12 protein-coding genes are annotated in these 17951 nt (G+C 67.3%); 6 read left to right on the top strand and 6 right to left on the bottom strand.

All coding sequences use genetic code 11. The annotated features are described in order from the left end of the window. Window positions 1-33: 33 nt before the first annotated feature. Complete coding sequence (locus ACVTJA_RS49185; RefSeq protein WP_465831421.1) at window positions 34-1449, bottom strand: hypothetical protein; 1416 nt, start codon at window positions 1447-1449, stop codon at window positions 34-36. A gap of 403 nt (window positions 1450-1852) precedes the next feature. Between ACVTJA_RS49185 and ACVTJA_RS49180 the strand changes: the two genes are divergently transcribed. The 3 genes from ACVTJA_RS49180 to ACVTJA_RS49170 are packed head-to-tail and all read left to right on the top strand — an operon-like array spanning window position 1853 to window position 8066. Continuing rightward, window positions 1853-3595: a type I restriction-modification system subunit M gene (locus ACVTJA_RS49180; RefSeq protein WP_465831420.1), complete on the top strand. Its 1743-nt coding sequence runs from the start codon at window positions 1853-1855 to the stop codon at window positions 3593-3595. Next, complete coding sequence (locus tag ACVTJA_RS49175) at window positions 3592-4938, top strand: restriction endonuclease subunit S (RefSeq protein WP_465831418.1); 1347 nt, start codon at window positions 3592-3594, stop codon at window positions 4936-4938. The genes ACVTJA_RS49180 and ACVTJA_RS49175 overlap by 4 nt, the downstream gene beginning before the upstream one ends. Next, the gene (locus ACVTJA_RS49170) at window positions 4935-8066 is read left to right on the top strand and encodes a type I restriction endonuclease subunit R (protein WP_465831416.1); all 3132 of its coding nucleotides are present in this window, start codon (window positions 4935-4937) and stop codon (window positions 8064-8066) included. Before ACVTJA_RS49175 ends, ACVTJA_RS49170 begins: the two co-directional genes overlap by 4 nt. Before the next feature lie 15 nt (window positions 8067-8081). Here the strand turns inward: ACVTJA_RS49170 and ACVTJA_RS49165 are convergent, their stop codons facing one another. From ACVTJA_RS49165 to ACVTJA_RS49150, 4 genes are all read right to left on the bottom strand, one after another. Next, a complete protein-coding gene (locus tag ACVTJA_RS49165; protein ID WP_465831415.1) occupies window positions 8082-8843 on the bottom strand; it encodes a type VI immunity family protein in 762 nt (253 codons plus the stop codon). A gap of 143 nt (window positions 8844-8986) precedes the next feature. Further along, a complete protein-coding gene (locus tag ACVTJA_RS49160; protein ID WP_465831413.1) occupies window positions 8987-9751 on the bottom strand; it encodes a hypothetical protein in 765 nt (254 codons plus the stop codon). Between the two features lie 195 nt (window positions 9752-9946). Further along, entirely contained in the window at window positions 9947-10717 is a 771-nt protein-coding gene (locus ACVTJA_RS49155; protein ID WP_465840706.1) for a type VI immunity family protein, read from the bottom strand. Window positions 10718-10842: 125 nt separating this feature from the next. Next, entirely contained in the window at window positions 10843-11652 is an 810-nt protein-coding gene (locus tag ACVTJA_RS49150; RefSeq protein ID WP_465831412.1) for a hypothetical protein, read from the bottom strand. Between the two features lie 195 nt (window positions 11653-11847). Here ACVTJA_RS49150 and ACVTJA_RS49145 point away from each other — a divergent pair, with 195 nt between their 5' ends. The 3 genes from ACVTJA_RS49145 (at window position 11848) to ACVTJA_RS49135 (ending at window position 17378) form a co-directional block, all read left to right on the top strand. Further along, window positions 11848-14076, top strand: coding sequence for a DPP IV N-terminal domain-containing protein (locus ACVTJA_RS49145; protein WP_465831410.1), 2229 nt, complete (start codon window positions 11848-11850; stop codon window positions 14074-14076). A 228-nt stretch (window positions 14077-14304) separates the two neighbouring features. Next, window positions 14305-16176 carry a sensor histidine kinase gene (locus ACVTJA_RS49140; protein ID WP_465831409.1) on the top strand — a complete coding sequence of 624 codons (1872 nt, stop codon included), beginning with the start codon at window positions 14305-14307 and terminating at the stop codon, window positions 16174-16176. Window positions 16177-16379: 203 nt separating this feature from the next. Beyond that, window positions 16380-17378 (top strand): hypothetical protein, encoded by a 999-nt coding sequence (locus tag ACVTJA_RS49135; protein WP_465831407.1) that lies wholly within the window; start codon window positions 16380-16382, stop codon window positions 17376-17378. Window positions 17379-17482: 104 nt separating this feature from the next. Here the strand turns inward: ACVTJA_RS49135 and ACVTJA_RS49130 are convergent, their stop codons facing one another. After that, window positions 17483-17935, bottom strand: a complete 453-nt coding sequence (locus ACVTJA_RS49130; RefSeq protein ID WP_465831406.1) for a hypothetical protein — start codon at window positions 17933-17935, stop codon at window positions 17483-17485. Window positions 17936-17951: the final 16 nt, after the last annotated feature.

Below are 17951 nucleotides of genomic sequence, written 5' to 3'. Positions count from 1 at the left end.
GTGGAGAGCACGGCCACGCACAGCAACAATGCATTAGCGCGCATCGTCCACCCCCAGGCCTGCCGACGCGAAGGCTCCCGGCCGTAGCGTGCCGTCTGCTTCCGGGAAGAGCAGCGTGCCGCCCGTGCCCATGGCGTAGAGCTTCCCGTCGAGGAATCGCCACCGCACCTCTGCTGCTCCCAGGTAGCGCGCTCCAGGCTTTCCCATGCCCACGCCCAGCCCCTTCACTGCAACTTCCAGGCTTCGCTCCAAGAGCTGCACCGCCACGCGCCCGTCCACGTCGAAGCGCCCCCAGGAGAAGGCCTCCACACCCAGCGTCAGCATCAGGTGCCGTTGCAGCCCGCCGTAGCCCACGGCGTCCCAGCCCACCTTCGCTTCGCCAAAGGCGGAGTAGCCTTCCGGAAATGGCGCGTCGGCCAGCGGCACGCCGTCAGGGCCCGCCGCCCGGAAACGCGCCAGCTCGTAGTCGGGGCCGAAGAAGCCCTGCCGGAAGCCACCGTGTTGCCGTCTCACCTCCAGCCGCAGCCATGAGTCCAGGGTGGGCGTCACCGCGTCCACGCCCACTCCCGCCACCGCGCCCCACGCGCCGCCTTCACCTGGCAGTCCTCCCCAGCCCGCGAACACGTGCGCCTCAAAACCCGGACGCACCATCGCAATGGCGGTCGCGTCCAGGTGTGCCAGCGTCACCGACGGCGCGCGTCCTCCGGCCCTGCCCCAGTCATGCACGGCAGACAGCGCCAGCGTGTAGCGCCCCTTCTCCCGAGGCTTGCCAAAGAGGACGTGCTGCACGTCCAGGGAGAGCTCCGCGCCCATGAGGCGAGCGCCCAGCACGTCCGAGGCGAAAGCTTCCGTGTAGAGAGGCCCCACCGTGCCAGTGAGGAACCCTCCGGCCGGGTGGTAGTCCGGGTTGGTGCGATTGGAGTAGCGCCGCACGAGGTGCCCGGTCAGAAGGCTGTAGTCCTCCAGTACGCCGAACCACACGCCCAGCGGAGCGTTGTCGGAGCCAAACTTGAGGCCGCGCACGAGCTGTCCCCAGTCCGAGAGGCTGTCCCAGTCCTCACGCCGAATGACGGTCGCGCCCTCACCTCCGCCCCACAACCTCAGTCGCATCGGGGCACCCACGTTGACGCCAAACTCCGCTCCTCCGTCGATGATGAGCGTGGGTTCGACTTGAGCGAATCCTTCCTCCGCGTCCCTGCCCGCGCGAGGCAACAGCGCCCATGTCGTCGCCTCCACGCGCGTCAGGTAGTGCCACCTCTGCACCGAGGGACCCGCGACGGGCGCGGCCGTCTCCGGCTCCGGAGAGGATTGTGGCTCTCCTGGGGGCTCAGCAGTGAGCGCTTCCTCCGGGGCGGTGGAGATTGGCGGCTCCGTCACTTCCTCCGCCCATGCCATCTCGGGCAGGACCCGCAGCAGCAACGCGGCCAGCCCGCTTCGCTTCATGCGCATACACGTCTCCTGTGAATGCCCCCGCGCACTTGCGCGAAGGCAATGGACTACCAGGGCGGCCCGACACGAAGGTCAGGCCACCGGGTTTCGGAAGGTGGAGGGAAGGGAGGGACTACGAGCTACGGCGACGTCGTATCCCGACGCTTGAGAGTCACCCGCTTTGGTGAAGCGGGGGGGACTCTCGGTATGGGGCGGCCCTCGGCATCGAACTCGCGGCGCCGGGCTCAGGGGCGAGAGCGGGGCCGTCCTGCTCGTGGGCCAGGGGGGCGGCCTGGCGCATTACCTCGGGCCTGATGCCTGGCTCATGTATCCTCTTCCCGAGTGCTCCCCGGGGCGGCGATGCGTCGCCCGGGGCTTCCTTTCGCTCCCGGTGCGCACCGGCGCTCACCCACAGAATGCAGCCATGAGTCAACCGAACCTCTCCAGCTTCATCTGGTCCGTCGCGGACCTGCTGCGCGGCGACTACAAGCAGTCCGAGTACGGGAAGGTCATCCTCCCGTTCACGGTGCTCCGGCGCCTCGACTGCGTGCTCGAACCGACGAAGGCCGACGTCCTCGCGGAGAAGAAGCTGCGGGAGAAGGCGAAGCTCAACCCCGAGCCCTTCCTGCTCAAGAAGTCCGGCCAGCGCTTCTACAACACGTCGCCGCTCGACCTGAAGAAGCTCCTGGGCGCCCCGGACAACGTCGGCGAGAACCTCCGCGCCTACGTGGAAGGTTTCTCGCCCGCGGTGCGCGACATCTTCGAGCACTTCGACTTCCACACGCAGGTCGACAAGCTCGAGAAGGCGAAGCTGCTGTACCTCGTCACCGAGAAGTTCGCGAACATCGACCTGCATCCCGAGGTCGTCGGCAATGCGGAGATGGGGCTCGTCTTCGAGGAGCTCATCCGCAAGTTCGCCGAGCTCTCGAATGAGACCGCCGGAGAGCACTTCACGCCCCGCGAGGTCATCCGGCTCATGGTCAACCTCCTCTTCATCGAGGACGACGACGCGCTGACGAAGCCCGGCGTCGTGCGCTCGCTCTATGACCCGACGGCCGGCACCGGCGGCATGTTGAGCGTGGCCGACGAACACCTTTTCAGCCTGAACCCCAAGGCCCGCCTCGTCATGTACGGCCAGGAGCTCAACCCCGAGTCCTACGCCATCTGCAAGGCGGACATGCTCATCAAGGGGCAGGACATCGCCAACATCATCTTCGGCAACACGCTCTCGGCGGACGGGCTGCGGGACAAGCACTTCGACTACATGCTGTCGAACCCGCCGTTCGGCGTGGAGTGGAAGAAGATTGAGAAGGAGGTCCGCCGGGAGTCTGAGCAGCTCGGCTACAACGGCCGCTTCGGCCCCGGCCTGCCGCGCGTGAGCGATGGCTCGCTGCTCTTCCTCCTGCACCTCGTCTCCAAGATGCGCTTGGCAAAGGACGGGGGCAGCCGCTTCGGCATCGTCCTCAACGGCTCGCCGCTCTTCACCGGCGGGGCGGGCTCGGGCGAGAGCGAGATCCGCCGCTACATGCTGGAGAACGACCTGGTGGAGGCCATCATCGGCCTGCCCACGGACATGTTCTACAACACGGGCATCAGCACCTACGTCTGGATTGTCAGCAACCGCAAGCCCGCCCACCGCAAGGGCAAGGTGCAGCTCATCGACGCGAGCAGCTTCTTCCAGAAGATGCGCAAGAGCCTCGGCAGCAAGCGCAAGGAGTTGAGCCCCGCGCACATCGAGGACATCACGAACATCTTCGGTGCGTGCAAGGAGGTGACGCGGGACGGTGTGCCCATCAGCCGCGTCTTCAAGAACGAGGACTTCGGCTACCGGACGATTACCGTCGAGCGCCCCGAGCGGGACGCGCAGGGCCGCCCGGTGTTGGGCACGAAGGGGAAGGGCAAGGGCAAGCCCGTGCCGGACGCGAACCTGCGCGACACGGAGAATGTCCCGCTCTCCGAGGACGTGGAGGCGTACTTCCAGCGTGAGGTGCTGCCTCACGCGCCCGACGCGTGGATCGACCACGAGAAGACGAAGGTGGGCTACGAGATTCCCTTCAACCGGCACTTCTACGTCTTCAAGCCGCCGCGCCCGCTCGCGGAGATTGACGCGGACCTGAAGGTCGTCACGGGACGCATCGTGTCGATGATTGGGGGGCTGTCCCAATGAGCTTCCCGCGTTATCCGAAGTACAAGGACAGCGGTGTCGAGTGGCTGGGGGAAGTGCCGGCGCATTGGAACGTCGTGAAACTCGGCCTGCTTGGCGTATTCAAGGGAGGGGCTGGATTCCCCGACGAGTATCAAGGGCGAACTGACTTGGAGATCCCGTTCTTCAAGGTCGCTGATATCAGTCGGTCCGGCGTGGATGGTGCACTGAGAACAGCCAGTCATACGATTGCAAGTGATACTGCGCATCTCTTGCGGGCGCGGATATTTCCTGCGTCGACCATCGTCTTCGCGAAGGTCGGAGCGGCACTGTTACTTCAACGGTATCGCTGGTTGGGTCAGCCCTCTTGCATCGACAACAACATGATGGGGCTGATGGTGAACGAGCGCAGCGTGCCGCGCTTCCTGTTGTATGTGCTGCCGCTACTCAACCTTTCCTTGATTGCAAACCCGGGAGCAGTTCCATCAATTAATGAAGAGCAGATATCAGGGCAACGCGTGATTTTGCCGCCCTTGCCTGAGCAGGCTGCCATCGCTGCCTTCCTCGACCGCGAGACCGCCAAGGTCGATGCGCTGGTTGCCGAGCAAGAGCGATTGATCGAGTTGCTGAAGGAGAAGCGCCAAGCCGTCATTTCCCACGCTGTCACCAAGGGGCTGAATCCCGCCGCGCCCATGAAGCCTTCGGGCGTCGAGTGGCTGGGTGAGGTGCCGGCGCATTGGGATGTGGCTCCGGTTGGCTCTCGCTATCACGTTCAATTGGGCAAGATGCTCGATGCCAAGAAGATTAGTGGCGAACACCTTCGTCCTTATCTGCGGGTATTCGATGTTCAATGGGGGAACATCAATACGGATGATCTGCCGCGCATGGACTTTGACGAAGAAGACCGGGCAAAGTTCCTATTGGCGCCAAGCGATCTCCTCGTCAACGAAGGAGGGAGCTATCCCGGGCGCTCGGCGATTTGGCGTGGTCTCCTTGATGAGTGTTATTACCAAAAGGCGCTCCATCGCCTTAGGCCATATGTTGCAGGGAAAGACACTACTGAATTCATGTATTACCTGATGGCGTGGGCGGCCACTCAAGGTGTCTTTGTCGCAGGCGGAAACGAAACAACCATTGAGCACCTTCCGGCGGAGAAGCTCCGCAGGTATCGCTTCGGCTTCCCGCCGTTCGAAGAGCAAAATGCGATTGCCTGTGCTCTCGACCATGAGACCGGCAAACTTGACGCTCTCATTGCCGAAGCCCAGAGGGCCATCGACCTTCTCCAGGAACGCCGCACCGCACTGATCTCCGCCGCCGTGACCGGCCAGATCGACGTTCGCGGCGTTGCCGACAGGGCCGCAGCATGAGCCTCTACAAGGAAATCAGCTTCGAGTCCGAGATCTGCGCCCACCTCGCGGCCCACGGCTGGCTCTACTCAGACGGCGATGCCGCCGCCTACGACCGCGCCCGAGCGCTCTTCCCAGCGGACGTGCTGGCCTGGGTGCAGGCCACGCAGCCCAAGGCGTGGGAGACGCTGACGAAGAACCACGGTGGCAAGGCCGGCGAGACGCTGCTCAACCGCCTGCGAGACCAGCTCGACCAGCGCGGCACGCTCGACGTGCTCCGCCACGGCATCGAGCTCCTCGGCCTCAAGCAGCCGCTCAAGCTGGCCGAGTTCAAGCCCGCGCTCGCCATCAACCCCGACATCCTCGCCCGCTACGAGGCCAACCGGCTGCGCGTGGTGCGGCAGGTGCGCTACTCCGTCCACAACGAGAACAGCATCGACCTGGTGCTCTTCCTCAACGGCGTGCCCGTGGCAACCGTCGAGCTGAAGACCGACTTCACCCAGAGCGTCCAGGACGCCGTCGACCAGTACCGCTTCGACCGGCAGCCGCACCCCAAGGGCCAGTCCCCCGAGCCGCTGCTGTCCTTCCCGAGCGGCGCGCTGGTGCACTTCGCGGTGAGCAACAGCGAGGTCCGCATGACCACGCGGACCGAAGGCCCGGCGACTGATTTCCTTCCCTTCAACCAGGGCAACGACGACGGCGCGGGCAACCCGATGAACCCCACCGGCGGCCACCGCACCGCGTACCTCTGGGAGAGAATCTGGGCGCGCGAGAGCTGGCTCGAAATCCTCGGGCGCTACCTCATCGCCCAGCGCGACAAGAAGAAGCACATCACCCGCGTCCTCTTCCCGCGCTACCACCAGCTCGACGTCACCCGGAAGCTCCAGGCCGCCGTGCTCGCGGACCCGCCGGGCACGCGGTACCTCGTCCAGCACTCGGCCGGCTCCGGCAAGACGAACTCCATCGCCTGGACGGCGCACTTCCTGGCCGAGCTGCACGACGCCCAGAACCAGAAGGTATTCGACTCGGTGCTGGTCGTCTCCGACCGCACCGTCATCGACACCCAGCTCCAGGAAGCCATCTTCGACTTCGAGCGCACCACGGGCGTGGTGGAGACCATCACCAACAAAGAGGGCAGCAAGAGCGGCAAGCTCGCCAAGGCGCTGGAGGGCGACAAGAAGATCGTCGTCTGCACCATCCAGACGTTCCCCTTCGCCCTCGAAGAAGTGCGGAAGCTGGCCGCGACGAAGGGCAAGCGCTTCGCCGTCATCGCCGACGAGGCCCACAGCTCGCAGGCGGGCGAGGCCGCGTCCAAGCTCAAGGCCGTCCTCTCCCCGGAGGAGGTGGCCGCGCTCGAAGACGGCGGCGAGGTGAGCAGCGAGGACATCCTGGCGGCGCAGATGAAGTCCCGCGCCGAGGACTCGCACATCACGTTCGTCGCGTTCACCGCCACGCCGAAGGCCAAGACGATGGAGCTGTTCGGCACCCGGCCGGACCCGACGCGCAAGCCCGCGTCCGACAACGTCCCGACGCCGTTCCACGTCTACTCCATGCGCCAGGCCATCGAGGAGGAGTTCATCCTCGACGTGCTGCGGAACTACACGCCGTACAGCCTCGCCTTCAAGCTCGCCCACGAGGGCAAGTCCCTGGACGAGAAGGAGGTGGAGAAGAGCGCCGCCCTGAAGAAGCTCATGGGTTGGGTGCGGCTCCACCCCTACAACATCGCCCAGAAGGTGCAGGTCGTCGTCGAGCACTACCGCCAGTACGTCGGGCCGCTGCTCAACGGTCAGGCCAAGGCGATGGTCGTCGTGGCCAGCCGGGTCGAGGCCGTGCGCTGGCAGCTCGCCATCGAGAAGTACATAAAGGAGAAGGGCTACAAGCTGGGGACGCTCGTGGCGTTCTCCGGCGAGGTCATCGACCCGGACTCCGGCCCGGAGCCGTTCACGGAGCACAGCCGCGCGCTGAACCCCCGCCTGAAGGGGAGCGACATCCGCGAGGCGTTCAAGGGCGGCGAGTACCAGGTGCTCATCGTCGCCAACAAGTTCCAGACCGGCTTCGACCAGCCGCTGCTCTGCGGCATGTACGTCGACAAGCGGCTCGCGGGCATCCAGGCGGTGCAGACGCTGTCGCGGCTGAACCGGCGGCACCCGGGCAAGGACACGACGTACATCGTCGACTTCGTCAACGACCCGGCGGAAATCCTGGCGGCCTTCAAGACGTACTACACGACGGCGGAGCTGGCGGACACGACGGACCCGAACCGGGTGTTCGACCTGCGCGCGAAGCTCGACGCCGCCGGCCACTACGACGACTTCGAGGTGGAGCGCGTCGTCGCCGCGGAGCTCTCCCCCAAGGCGAAGCAGAGCGACCTGGTGAAGGCCATCGAGCCGGTGGTGGACCGGCTGATGAAGCGCTTCAAGGCCGCGAGCGCGGCGCTCCTGGCCGCGAACGCGAAATCCGACGACAAGGCCCGCCAGGACGCCAAGGCCGAGCTGGACGCACTCATGCTCTTCAAGTCGGACATGGGTGCGTACCTGCGCCTCTACACGTTCCTCTCGCAGATCTTCGACTACGGCAACACCGGCATCGAGAAGCGCGCCATCTTCTACAAGCGCCTCCTGCCGCTGCTCGAGTTCGGCCGCGAGCGCGAGGACATCGACCTGTCGAAGGTGAGGCTCACGCACCATGCGCTGAAGGCGCGCGCCGAGGCCCCCATGGTGCTCGAAGCGAGGGAGAAGCCGCTGCTCTATCCCCTCACCGAGACGGGCGGAGGCAGCGTGCAGGACAAGGAGCGCGCCCGCCTCGATGAACTCATCGAGAGGGTGAACACGCTCTTCGAGGGTGAGCTGTCGGACCAGGACAAGCTCGGCTACGTGAACGTCGTGAAGGAGAAGCTGCTGGAGTCCGCGACGCTGGCGCAGCAGGCCGCGAACAACTCGAAGGCGCAGTTCGCGAGCTCGCCCGACCTCCGGACCGAGCTCACGAACGCCATCATCGACGCCCTGGAGGCGCACACGCTGATGAGCAGGCAGGCGCTGGACGACGAGGCCGTCCAGGACGGCATCAGGGACATCCTGCTCAACCACGCGGGGCTGTGGGAGGCCCTCCGGGCCAAGGTGGGCGCAGGGCGGGAAGGTCCGGCGTCGTAGGCCGCACCTCGACACTCAGTCGAGCAGCCGGCGCTCCCAGCGGCGCAGCTCCTCCTCGGTGAGGCTCGGGTCGAGAAGGTACTTCTCGTGGAAGAGCCAGGGCTCCAGGACGCGCGCCAGCTCGCGGTAGGCCGGTGGCATGCGTCCCTCTTCGCCGGCTTCTGGCTGCGGGCCAATCGTGATGACGACGCGCTCGCCCTCCAGTTCCTGCACGGTGATGTCGGAGGAGTGAAGGCGGGCGCGGAGGCCAGAGGCGCCGCCGAGCTCGCCCAGCACGGGCTGGCCCAGGAAGGTCAGCCACGAGGGTGTGCGGACCTTCGTGCCCAACCGCAGCGCGAGCCTGCTGAGTCTGGGGGCATCCATGCCTGGGTGGAGGAAGAGCAGCTTGCGGAGCTCGGGCTTGGCGTAGAGCAGGTCGTGCCCGGTGTTGAAGGCGAAGCCCGCGTGGCCGGAGCAGAAGGGGAGTGGCGCGGCCAGCTCCAAGGCCAGCTCGCGCACGTGCCCCGGACCGTGTTCCTCCAGGTACTCGGTGGGCAGCCAGAAGCTGACGGCGCATGACGTCGTGGGCTCTCCCGAAGGTGGACCCAAGAGAGCTCCATGAGAGCCGTAGTAGTCGAGACGGTAGCGCTGCTCTCCGCTCGTTATGTCCTGCAAGTTGAGGATGGGACGGGGGTACTCCATCAGCTTTCCTCGGAGGCGCTCCCATGCAGCCTCGTCGAGGTCATACCAGTCGTAGTCCTCAGATGAGTACTCGCTGAGGACGTCACTGCCCAGCACACGTCGGTAGCGCTCGATAGAACGGATGAGCGCGGGCGCCACCTCTTGATGCGGATGGCGCATGTAGAAGTTGATGCTCAGCGCCTCGCGCGCGATGGGCACACCGTTGGGCTTCCGGAGGCGAATCCGCAGAGGGGGCTTGTTCATCGGTCGACTCCTATCCTGGGGGCCACGCGCGCGGCTGGCTCTCCGAAAACGGTCTGGTAGAGCCAACCTCGATCAAAGCCATGGTGTGGATGCCCAGGCGGGTACTCGTCCCATGCAGGCATGCCATCCAGGAGGAAGCATTGGAACTTGAAGTCATAGACCGCCTGGATGTGAAGCGGATTCCCCGTGTGGATGACGACGTCGGGAGCGAGCGTTCCCCGCAGTTCGCCTTGATTGCCGGACTCCCGTAATGCCGCGACATCGTCATCGGGGATGTGCTTCGTCTGTCCGGACTGCGGGTCGTAGCGATAGCGCGGCTCCAGGCTGAAGCGCCCTGGCCGCAGCTTGCCCAGCCGCTCCTGCGCGCACTTGCGTGCCTCCAGATGCATCTCCGTGCCGAGCTGCATGGAGCGCTTCACACGCCTGCCCGCCGCATCCTTCACCTGCTGATTGCACTCTTCTCTCGTGGGGCTCGGGCCCGCGAAGTCCTGTCGGTGCCGGAGCAGGACTTCCGAGCGTGCAAGGTCGGCGCACTCGGCCAGCGTCGCGTCGATGAGGTCCCTGTCATGGTCCTTCAGCGCGTGTACCACCACATAGCCAGTCATGGCCGCTGCTGCGGCCATGGGGGTGCTCACCGTCTCCTTCCCAGCAAGCGCCGCGCAGTTCGCGGGGTTCTGCCGGCAGGCGTTCGACACCGTGTCGAAGCGGTAGGTCTCGGCACGGCGCGGGTTGGACGTGGCCGCGCATCCACCCAGGAGCACGCAGCCCACGAGCATCAACGCGTACCGTGAATGGGGTGGGAGAATGGTCTTCCCTCTGCGGGTCGAAGGCATCAGGAATGCAGGATGTCACGAGCCCGCGCGACCTCGCGAGATTCCAGGCGGGGCGTCGCCCGCGCGGTGCGCGCCGTGAAAGCCGGAGCCCGCGTGGAGGTCTTCCAGCGCGGGGAGCCGGGTTCAGTCGAGCAGCCGGCGCTCCCAGCGGCGCAGCTCCTCCTCGGTGAGACTCGGGTCGAGAAGGTACTTCTCGTGGAAGAGCCAGGGCTCCAGGACGCGCGCCAGCTCGCGGTAGGCCGGCGGCATGCGTCCCTCTTCTCCGGCTTCCGGCCGCGGGCCAATCGTGATGACGACGCGCTCGCCTTCCAGTTCCTGCACGGTGATGTCGGAGGAGTGGAGGCGGGCGCGGAGGCCGGAGGCGCCTCCGAGCTCGCCCAGCACGGGCTGGCCCAGGAAGGTCAGCCACGAGGGGGCGCGGACCTTGGTGCCCAGCTGCATCGCGAGCCTGCCGAGCCTGGGGGCATCCATGCCCGGGTGGAGGAAGAGCAGCTTGCGGAGCTCGGGCCTGGCGTAGAGCAGGTCGTGCCCGGTGTTGAAGGCGAAGCCCGCGTGGCCGGAGCAGAAGGGAAGGGGGGCGGCCAGCTCCAGCGCCAGTTCGCGCACGTGCCCTGGACCGTGTTCCTCCAGGTACTCGGTGGGCAGCCAGAAGCTGACGGCGCACACCCTTTGCGGTTCTTCAGAAGGCGGGCCGAAGAGAGACCCCAGGTAGTCGAGCCGGTAGCGTTGCTCACCGCTCGTCATCTCCCTCAACTCATGGTTGGCGAAGGGAGCGTCAAGTGTCTCTCGGCGAAGGCGCTCCCATGCCGCATCGTCGAGTTCATCCCAACCACATCCTTCATGCGAGTACTCACTAAGGACGTTGCTGCCAATCGCTCGCCGATAGTGTTCCATGGAACGAAGGAGTGCGGGCGCCACCTCTTGATGGGGGTGGCGCATGTAGAAGTTGATGCTCAGGGAGTCGCTCGCGATAGGCACGCCGTTGGGCTTCCGGAGACGAATCCGGGGAGGATGTTGGGTCATCGTTCGACTCCTATTCTGGGGGCTACGCGTGCAGCCGGCTCCCCAAGTGCTTTTTCATAGGCTTGATCTTGTCTGAGCCCCTGATGCGGATGTCCTGGCGGGTACGTGCTCCACGCAGGCATGCCATCCAGATGGAAGCACGGGAACTTGAAGTCATAGACCGCCTGGATGTGAAGCGGATTCCCCGTGTGGATGACGACGTCGGGAGCGAGAGTCCCCAGCAACTCGCCCTGGTTGCCGGACTCGCGTAGCGCGGCGACATCGTCATCAGGAATGTGCTTGGTCTGTCCGGACTGCGGGTCGTAGCGATAGTGCGGCTCCAGGCTGAAGCGCCCTGGCCGCAGCTTGCCCAGCCGCTCCTGCGCGCACTTGCGTGCCTCCAGATGCATCTCCGTGCCGAGCTGCATGGAGCGCCTCACACGCCTGCCCGCCGCATCCTTCACCTGCTGATTGCACTCTTCTCTCGTGGGGCTCGGGCCCGCGAAGTCCTGTCGGTGCCGGAGCAGGACCTCCGAGCGCGCGAGTTCGGCGCACTCGACCAGCGTCGCGTCGATGAGCTTCCTTTCATGGTCCTTCAGCGCGTGTACCACCACATAGCCAGTCATCGCCGCCGCAGCGGCCATGGAGGTGCTCACCGTCTCCTTCCCTGCAAGCGCCGCGCAGTTCGCGGGGTTCTGACGGCAGGCGTTGGACACCGAGTCGAAGCGGTAGGTCTCGGCACGGCGCGGGTTGGACGTGCCCGCGCAGCCACCCAGGAGCACGCAGCCCACGAGCATCAACGCGTACCGTGAATGGGATGGGAGCACGGTCTCCTCTCGATGGGTCGCAGGCATCAGCAAGGCAGGATGTCACGAGGCCGCGCGAAAGTTGCCGCGCATCGGCTTGACCCGCCGCGGCACGGCGGCGCGGCTGTACCCGCACGAGGCCTGAAGTAGGGTGACGCCGCCTTGCCCTCGCTGTGAAAGGAGCGGCCGTCCCACAAGGGATGCGCCGGCACCCGCATGCGCTATCTCCTCGCGGCTCTCGTCCTGCTGAGCACTCCCGTCCTGGCCGAGCCGAAGTCCCCGGCTCCATCCGTCCCTGCGGAAGACTCCTTCCTCCGGCAGTTCTCGGAGACGAATGGGTTCCGCTTCGGCCGTCCCAGCTCCACCGCCATCACCCCCGACGAGAAGACCGTCTATTTCCTCCGCGCCCAGCCTCCCTCCAACGCCCAGACGCTCTTCGCCTTCGACGTGGCCACCGGCCAGACGCGCGAGTTCCTCACCCCTCAATCCCTGCTCAAGGGCGCCGAGGAGACGCTCTCCCCCGAGGAGAAGGCTCGCCGCGAGCGCATGCGCCTGTCGGCCTCGGGCTTCACCTCCTTCGCCCTTTCCAAGGACGGCTCACAGCTCCGGCTCGGCCTCTCCGGCCGCCTCTACGTCGTCGAGCGCGCCTCCGGAAAAGTCACGGAGCTCCAGTCCGGCCCCGGCGCCATCGACCCCCAGTTCTCCCCCGACGGCCGCCAAGTCGCCTACGTCCGTGACAACGACGTCTACCGCCTGGACCTCGCCACGCAGACGGAATCCCGCGTGACGCGCGGCGGGACGCCAGAGAAGACGCACGGCCTCGCCGAGTTCCTCGCCCAAGAAGAGATGGGCCGCTTCTCCGGCTTCTGGTGGAGCCCGGACGCGAAGCTCATCGCCTACACCGAGGCCGACACCTCCCAGGTGGAGCAGTTCTCCATCGTCGACGTCATGCACCCCGAGGCCGGCGCCCAGCGCTTCCCCTACCCACGCGCGGGCAAGGCGAACGCGAAGGTGCGCCTCGGCCTCACGCCCTCCACGGGTGGAAAGACGACGTGGGTGGACTGGGATTCCAACAAGTTCCCCTACCTCGCCACCGTCGCCTGGCCGGAGAAGGGCCCGCTGACGTTGCTCGTGCAGAACCGCCTCCAGACGGAGGAACAGCTCCTCGCGGTGGACGTGAAGACAGGCAGGACGCGCGTGCTGCTCACGGAGAAGGTGAAGGACGACGCGTGGCTGGATTTGCACCCGCCCTTCCCCCAGTGGCTCCCGGACGGCAGCGGCTTCCTCTGGCTCACCGAGCGCAACGGTGGCCCGGAGGTGGAGCTGCGCAACGCGGACGGCGGCCTCGCGCGCTCGCTGGTGAAGCCCGAGGCCGGGTTCCGCTCCTTCGCGCGCTACCTCCCCGCGGAGGACACGCTGTACTTCCTCGGCGGCCCCAACCCCACCGAGCGCTACCTCTGGCGCGTGACGAAGGGCGGCGCCCCCACGCGCGTGACGTCCGGCGGCCCGGCCCTCGAGAACGCGCAGGTGAGCGAGAAGGGCGGCCTCCTCGTCCTCCACACGGAAGGGCCCACCAGCATGCGCCACGTCTACGTGCTCCAGCCGGACGGCAAGCGCGTGGGCGAGCTGCCCTCCGTGGCGAAGGAGCCGCCCTTCGTGCCGCGCCTCGAGGTGCGTCAGGTCGGGAAGGAGCGCTTCTGGGCCGCCATCGTCCGCCCGCGTGACTTCAAGCCGGGCGTGAAGCTGCCCGTCATCGTCGACGTGTACGGCGGCGCCATCGCCACCACCGTCCACCAGAGCATGGCGTACAGCCTCATGTGGCAGTGGATGGCGGACCAGGGCTTCCTCGTCGTCAGCTTCGACGGGCGCGGCACGCCGCTGCGGGGCAACGCGTGGCTGCACGCCGGGAAATACAACATCGGCATGGTGACGGTGGACGACCAGGCCGCCGCGCTGAAGGCGCTCGCCGAGGAGGTGCCCGAGGTGGACCTCCAGCGCGTGGGCATCACCGGGTGGAGCAACGGCGGCTACATCAGCGCGCTCGCCGTCATGGCCCGGCCGGACGTCTTCAAGGCCGCGGTGGCCGGCGCGCTGGTGGCGGACTGGCGCGACTATGACACCCACGTCTCCGAGCGGCTCCTCGGCCTCCCCGACGAGCACCCGGAGGCGTACGAGCGCAGCTCGCTGCTCACCTACGCGAAGCGGGAAGGGCCCATCGGCCGGCTGCTCATCGTCCACGGCACCGCGGACGACAACGTCTACTTCTTCCACGCGCTGAAGCTATCGGATGCGCTGTTCCGCGCCGGCAAGCCACACGAGCTGCTGCCCCTCAGCGGCTTCACGCACATGGTGAGAGAGCCCGCCGTCAACCAGCGCCTGCAGGAGCGGGTGATGCGTCACTTCAAGGACTCCCTGACGTCCATTCCGGGCACAGCGTCTCGCTGAGACACAAATGCTCACGGGTGAGCACTGCGCGGGGGAGGTGTACCCCGGGACAGGCTCGCATCCGTCAGGACATGGCACTCTTTCCCTACCGCACGCCTCGTGCCCGTGTGTCATGGCGCGGCGCGCGCTGGGGGAAATCCGATGGCGGGTCTGTCATCACTCCCAGGGTCCGCCCTGGCATGGACGCCCCATTCCGGGAGCCCGGCGCCCTGCCTCCTCTTCGAGCCGGTGCGGGGGCCTGCCGGAGAGGTCCTCGACTTCCGGTGGACGTCGCACAACGCGGCGGCCGGCGACGTGGTGCGCGACTGGGGGCTGGACGCGCACCTGTCCCGCTGGTCCGCGGACGGCGTGAAGGGGCTGGAGGTGGAGGACTGCGTGCGCCTGGGCGCCACCGGCGTGCCGCTATCCGTCCCGTTGCGCGTCCGGCGCGAGGGCGTGGACGCGCGCTTCCAGGCCATCGCGGTGAAGGAGGGTGAGGGCTTCGCGCTGTGGCTCCTCCCTCCGGTGGAAGAGGACGCCCAGGCCCTGCGCGAGACACTGGAGCGCGAGCGCGAGGCGCGGCGCAGGGCCGAGGCCGCGCTGGAGTCCGCGAGCGCCCTGCGCGCCCGTGAGGAATTGCTGCGGCTGGCGCTGTCCACCGCGCGCATGGTGGCGTGGGAGTGGACGGAGACCCGCCGCGCCGTCACCTGGTCTCAAGAGGCGGACGCCTTCTTCGGGCAGCCTCCGGGCACGCTGGGCAGCTCGCTGCCGGGCTTCCTCTCATGCGTGGTGGTGGAGGACCGGCCCCGCGTGGCGCGTGCCATTGAACAGGCGCTGGCGGCGGACGGGCCCTACTCCCTCAAGTTCCGCTGCCGGCACGCGGACGGCTCCACGCGCTGGTACGAGGCCGTGGGGCAGGGCGTGCGCGACGGCGAGCGCGCGCACCGCATGGTGGGTGTCGTGATGGACTGCACCGAGCGCGAGCAGACCGAGTCCGTGCTGCGCGAGGCCGAGGAGCGCTACCGGCTGGCGGCGCGCGCCACCCATGACGTCCTATGGGACTGGGACCTCGCGGCCGGCTCCGTGCGCTGGGAGACCAGCCCGGGTGAGTGGTTCGGCTATGGCGCGGAGCCGTCCACCCACGGGCTGGACTGGTGGCAGGCGCGCGTGCACCCCGACGAGCGCGAGGCCGTGGCCGCCGGGCTGCGCGGCTTCGTGGCCTCCATGAAGGCCACGTGGCAGGCGGAGTACCGCTTCCAGCGGGGCGACGGCACCTGGGCCCACGTGCTGGACAGGGGCGTGCTCGCTCGTGACGCGGCGGGCCAGCCGGTGCGGATGATTGGCTCCATGATGGACATCACCGAGCGCCACCGAGCCCTGGAGCGTCTGTCCGAGGAGGCGAGCTTCCGCGAACGTTTCATCGGCATCCTCGGGCATGACCTCCGCAACCCGCTGAACGCCATCACCCTGTCCGCCAGGGCCATGCGGCGTCGCTCCCCGCACAGCTCCCAGCAGCAGCAGCTCGCTCAACGCATCGAGACGAGCGCGGCGCGGATGGGGACCATGATTTCCGACATCCTCGACCTCACGCGCGCGCGGCTGTCCGGCGGCATTCCGTTGAATCTCGCCCCGGCCAACCTGGCCACGCTGTGCCGCCAGGTGGTGGATGAGCTGTCCGCCGCGTGGCCGGAACGGGTGATTGGCTTCGACGTGGACGGCCGCGCGGACGGTGTCTGGGATGCGGACCGACTCGCCCAGGTCGTCAGCAACCTCGTCGGCAACGCGCTGGAGCACGGCGAGCAGCACGCGCCGGTGATGCTGCGTTGCGAGGAGCAGGACACCTGGCTCGTCCTGGAGGTACACAACCCCGGTGCTCCCATTCCGGCTCCGCAACTGGCCACGCTGTTCGACCCGTTCCGCCAGGCTGGAACGGCGCGCGAGAAGGGCCGTCGTCGGGGTGGTTTGGGACTCGGCCTGTTCATCGTGAGAGAGATTGTCCAGGCCCACGGAGGCAGCGTGCACGTGAGCTCGTCCGAGCGCGACGGCACCACCTTCACGGTGTCGCTGCCGCGTGACGCCCGGCAGGCGCGCGCGCCGTCTCACGCCGCGCGCAACCCGTGAAACATCCCTGAGTCATTCAAGACGCAATCGTTCTCCGCGTGTCTGTCTTTTGACGGAGCGGCCCGCGGAACACGCAATACGTGTTTGCCGTAAGACCTAGCAACGTCATCTGCACGCGGGGACACCTGTCAGTCCGCGCGGGAAGCACTACCGGTTGTCGTGGCCGCACTCAACGCGGTCACCCCCAACGCGGAGTCATTCCCATGCGCCACCTCATCCCGCAGACCTCTCCCCACTTCGAGGTCACCCGCAACCGAATCCGCCACCCGCGCGGATGGAGCTGGGTGCCACTACTGCTCTGCGTCGCCGCCGTCGGCTGCGGCCCCGCGGAGCCAGGCATGGACCTGGACTCCGAGTCGTTGGGCACCCACGAGGACGGGATGTTGTCCTCGAACGGGCTCTCCACCAATGGCCTGTCCACGAACGGGCTCTCCACCAACGGCCTGTCCACGAATGGCCTGTCCACGAATGGCTTGTCCACGAATGGCCTGTCCACGAATGGCCTGTCCACGAATGGTTTCAGCACCTGGTTCGGAACGAACCCGGCGAGGGCGGATGAGGTCATGCGATACATCGCCCGGTGCGCGATGTCCTCGGGGCAGACGCTGACGTACACGTACGCGGGCACCACGTACACGTGGACGGGCGTGCTGGGGCTGGCGCCGGCCTGGGCGGGCGGTTCGCCGGCGACCCTGGCCGAGCAACAAGTGGTGTCGGGTTGTCTCGCCGCGCATGTGAACAAGTACGGCGTGCACCTGAACATCTCCGTGCTGGGCCGTGACGCGCTGAACAATCCCATCCCCATCGGTACGGACGAGCTGACGACGTACAACCAGCCGGAGGCGGTGTTCTTCGGCAACCTCTTCAACGGCGAGGGGCTCTTCGTGGGGAACGACGCGGACTACCTCACCTATGACCAGAGCACGGTGCGCGCGTGCGGCCTGTCGGCGTGGTCGGGAGACCCGGACTGCGCCGTGGTCATCGGCCACGTGGGCTCCGCGCGCACGTACTGCACGCTGGACACGTCCCGCAACTACTACAAGTCGTGCACGTACAACGGGAAGATGTACCGCCCCATCACCACCCGCATCCGCACGCAGGACATCTACCGCTGCGGCGACGGCACCTGCCAGCTCTCCGAGCACTGCGGCACCAGCACCACCGCCGCGAGCTGCCAGTCCGACTGCGGCACGTGTCCGTGAGCAGGGCCGCCGTCCTCGCGACACCTCGGGTGCGCGGGTCCGGTAGAGGGGGTTGAGGGGGAGAGTCAGGTGGTGCGGGCGCGCCGCCCTTCGGGTCGGAACGCTCATGGGGCACCGCAGGCGAGCCACTGACCCAACGTCAGGCGCTCGTCCAGGGAGGGGGCGGGAAGGGGAGGCGGGGGCATTTCGGTATTCACCGCGTCGGGACCCGCGGCCGTGTGCGCGTCGATGAGCCTGGACCACAGGCGCACCGCGCCGCGTGTGTCGAAGTCCGCGCCCACCGGGGCCCCCGCGCGAGCCTCGCCCGTCACGCTGGCGCTGTGACACGGCAGGCAATACGTCTCCAGGAAGGCCCGGCCGAAGCTCTCCGCCGTGGGGCCTCCTTCGTCCGGGCACTCCGCGCCGGACCTCTTCGGGTGAGCGTCATGTCGGGTGTGCGTGCCGGAGTCACCGCCGCCGCACCCACCGCCACCCTCGCCGTCGCTCCCGCCATGGCCCAGGCTCAGTCCGGCCAGGACGAGCAGGGGCAGGACGCGGAACAGCGGTCGCGCGGACATGGACGGGACGGCCTCC

This window comes from Pyxidicoccus sp. M6 (assembly GCF_055568925.1).
Note: the sequence above shows the minus strand (reverse complement) of the source record. Positions and strands in the feature narration are given on the sequence as shown.

Bases quoted from the DNA above. Each gene is read 5' to 3' on its own strand.
- ACVTJA_RS49175 (WP_465831418.1), top strand. From the start codon at position 3,592: ATGAGCTTCCCGCGTTATCCGAAGTACAAGGACAGCGGTGTCGAGTGG.
- ACVTJA_RS49135 (WP_465831407.1), top strand. From the start codon at position 16,380: ATGCGCCACCTCATCCCGCAGACCTCTCCCCACTTCGAGGTCACCCGC.
- ACVTJA_RS49170 (WP_465831416.1), top strand. From the start codon at position 4,935: ATGAGCCTCTACAAGGAAATCAGCTTCGAGTCCGAGATCTGCGCCCAC.
- ACVTJA_RS49155 (WP_465840706.1), bottom strand. From the start codon at position 10,717: ATGGAACACTATCGGCGAGCGATTGGCAGCAACGTCCTTAGTGAGTAC.
- ACVTJA_RS49145 (WP_465831410.1), top strand. From the start codon at position 11,848: ATGCGCTATCTCCTCGCGGCTCTCGTCCTGCTGAGCACTCCCGTCCTG.
- ACVTJA_RS49180 (WP_465831420.1), top strand. From the start codon at position 1,853: ATGAGTCAACCGAACCTCTCCAGCTTCATCTGGTCCGTCGCGGACCTG.
- ACVTJA_RS49130 (WP_465831406.1), bottom strand. From the start codon at position 17,935: ATGTCCGCGCGACCGCTGTTCCGCGTCCTGCCCCTGCTCGTCCTGGCC.
- ACVTJA_RS49185 (WP_465831421.1), bottom strand. From the start codon at position 1,449: ATGCGCATGAAGCGAAGCGGGCTGGCCGCGTTGCTGCTGCGGGTCCTG.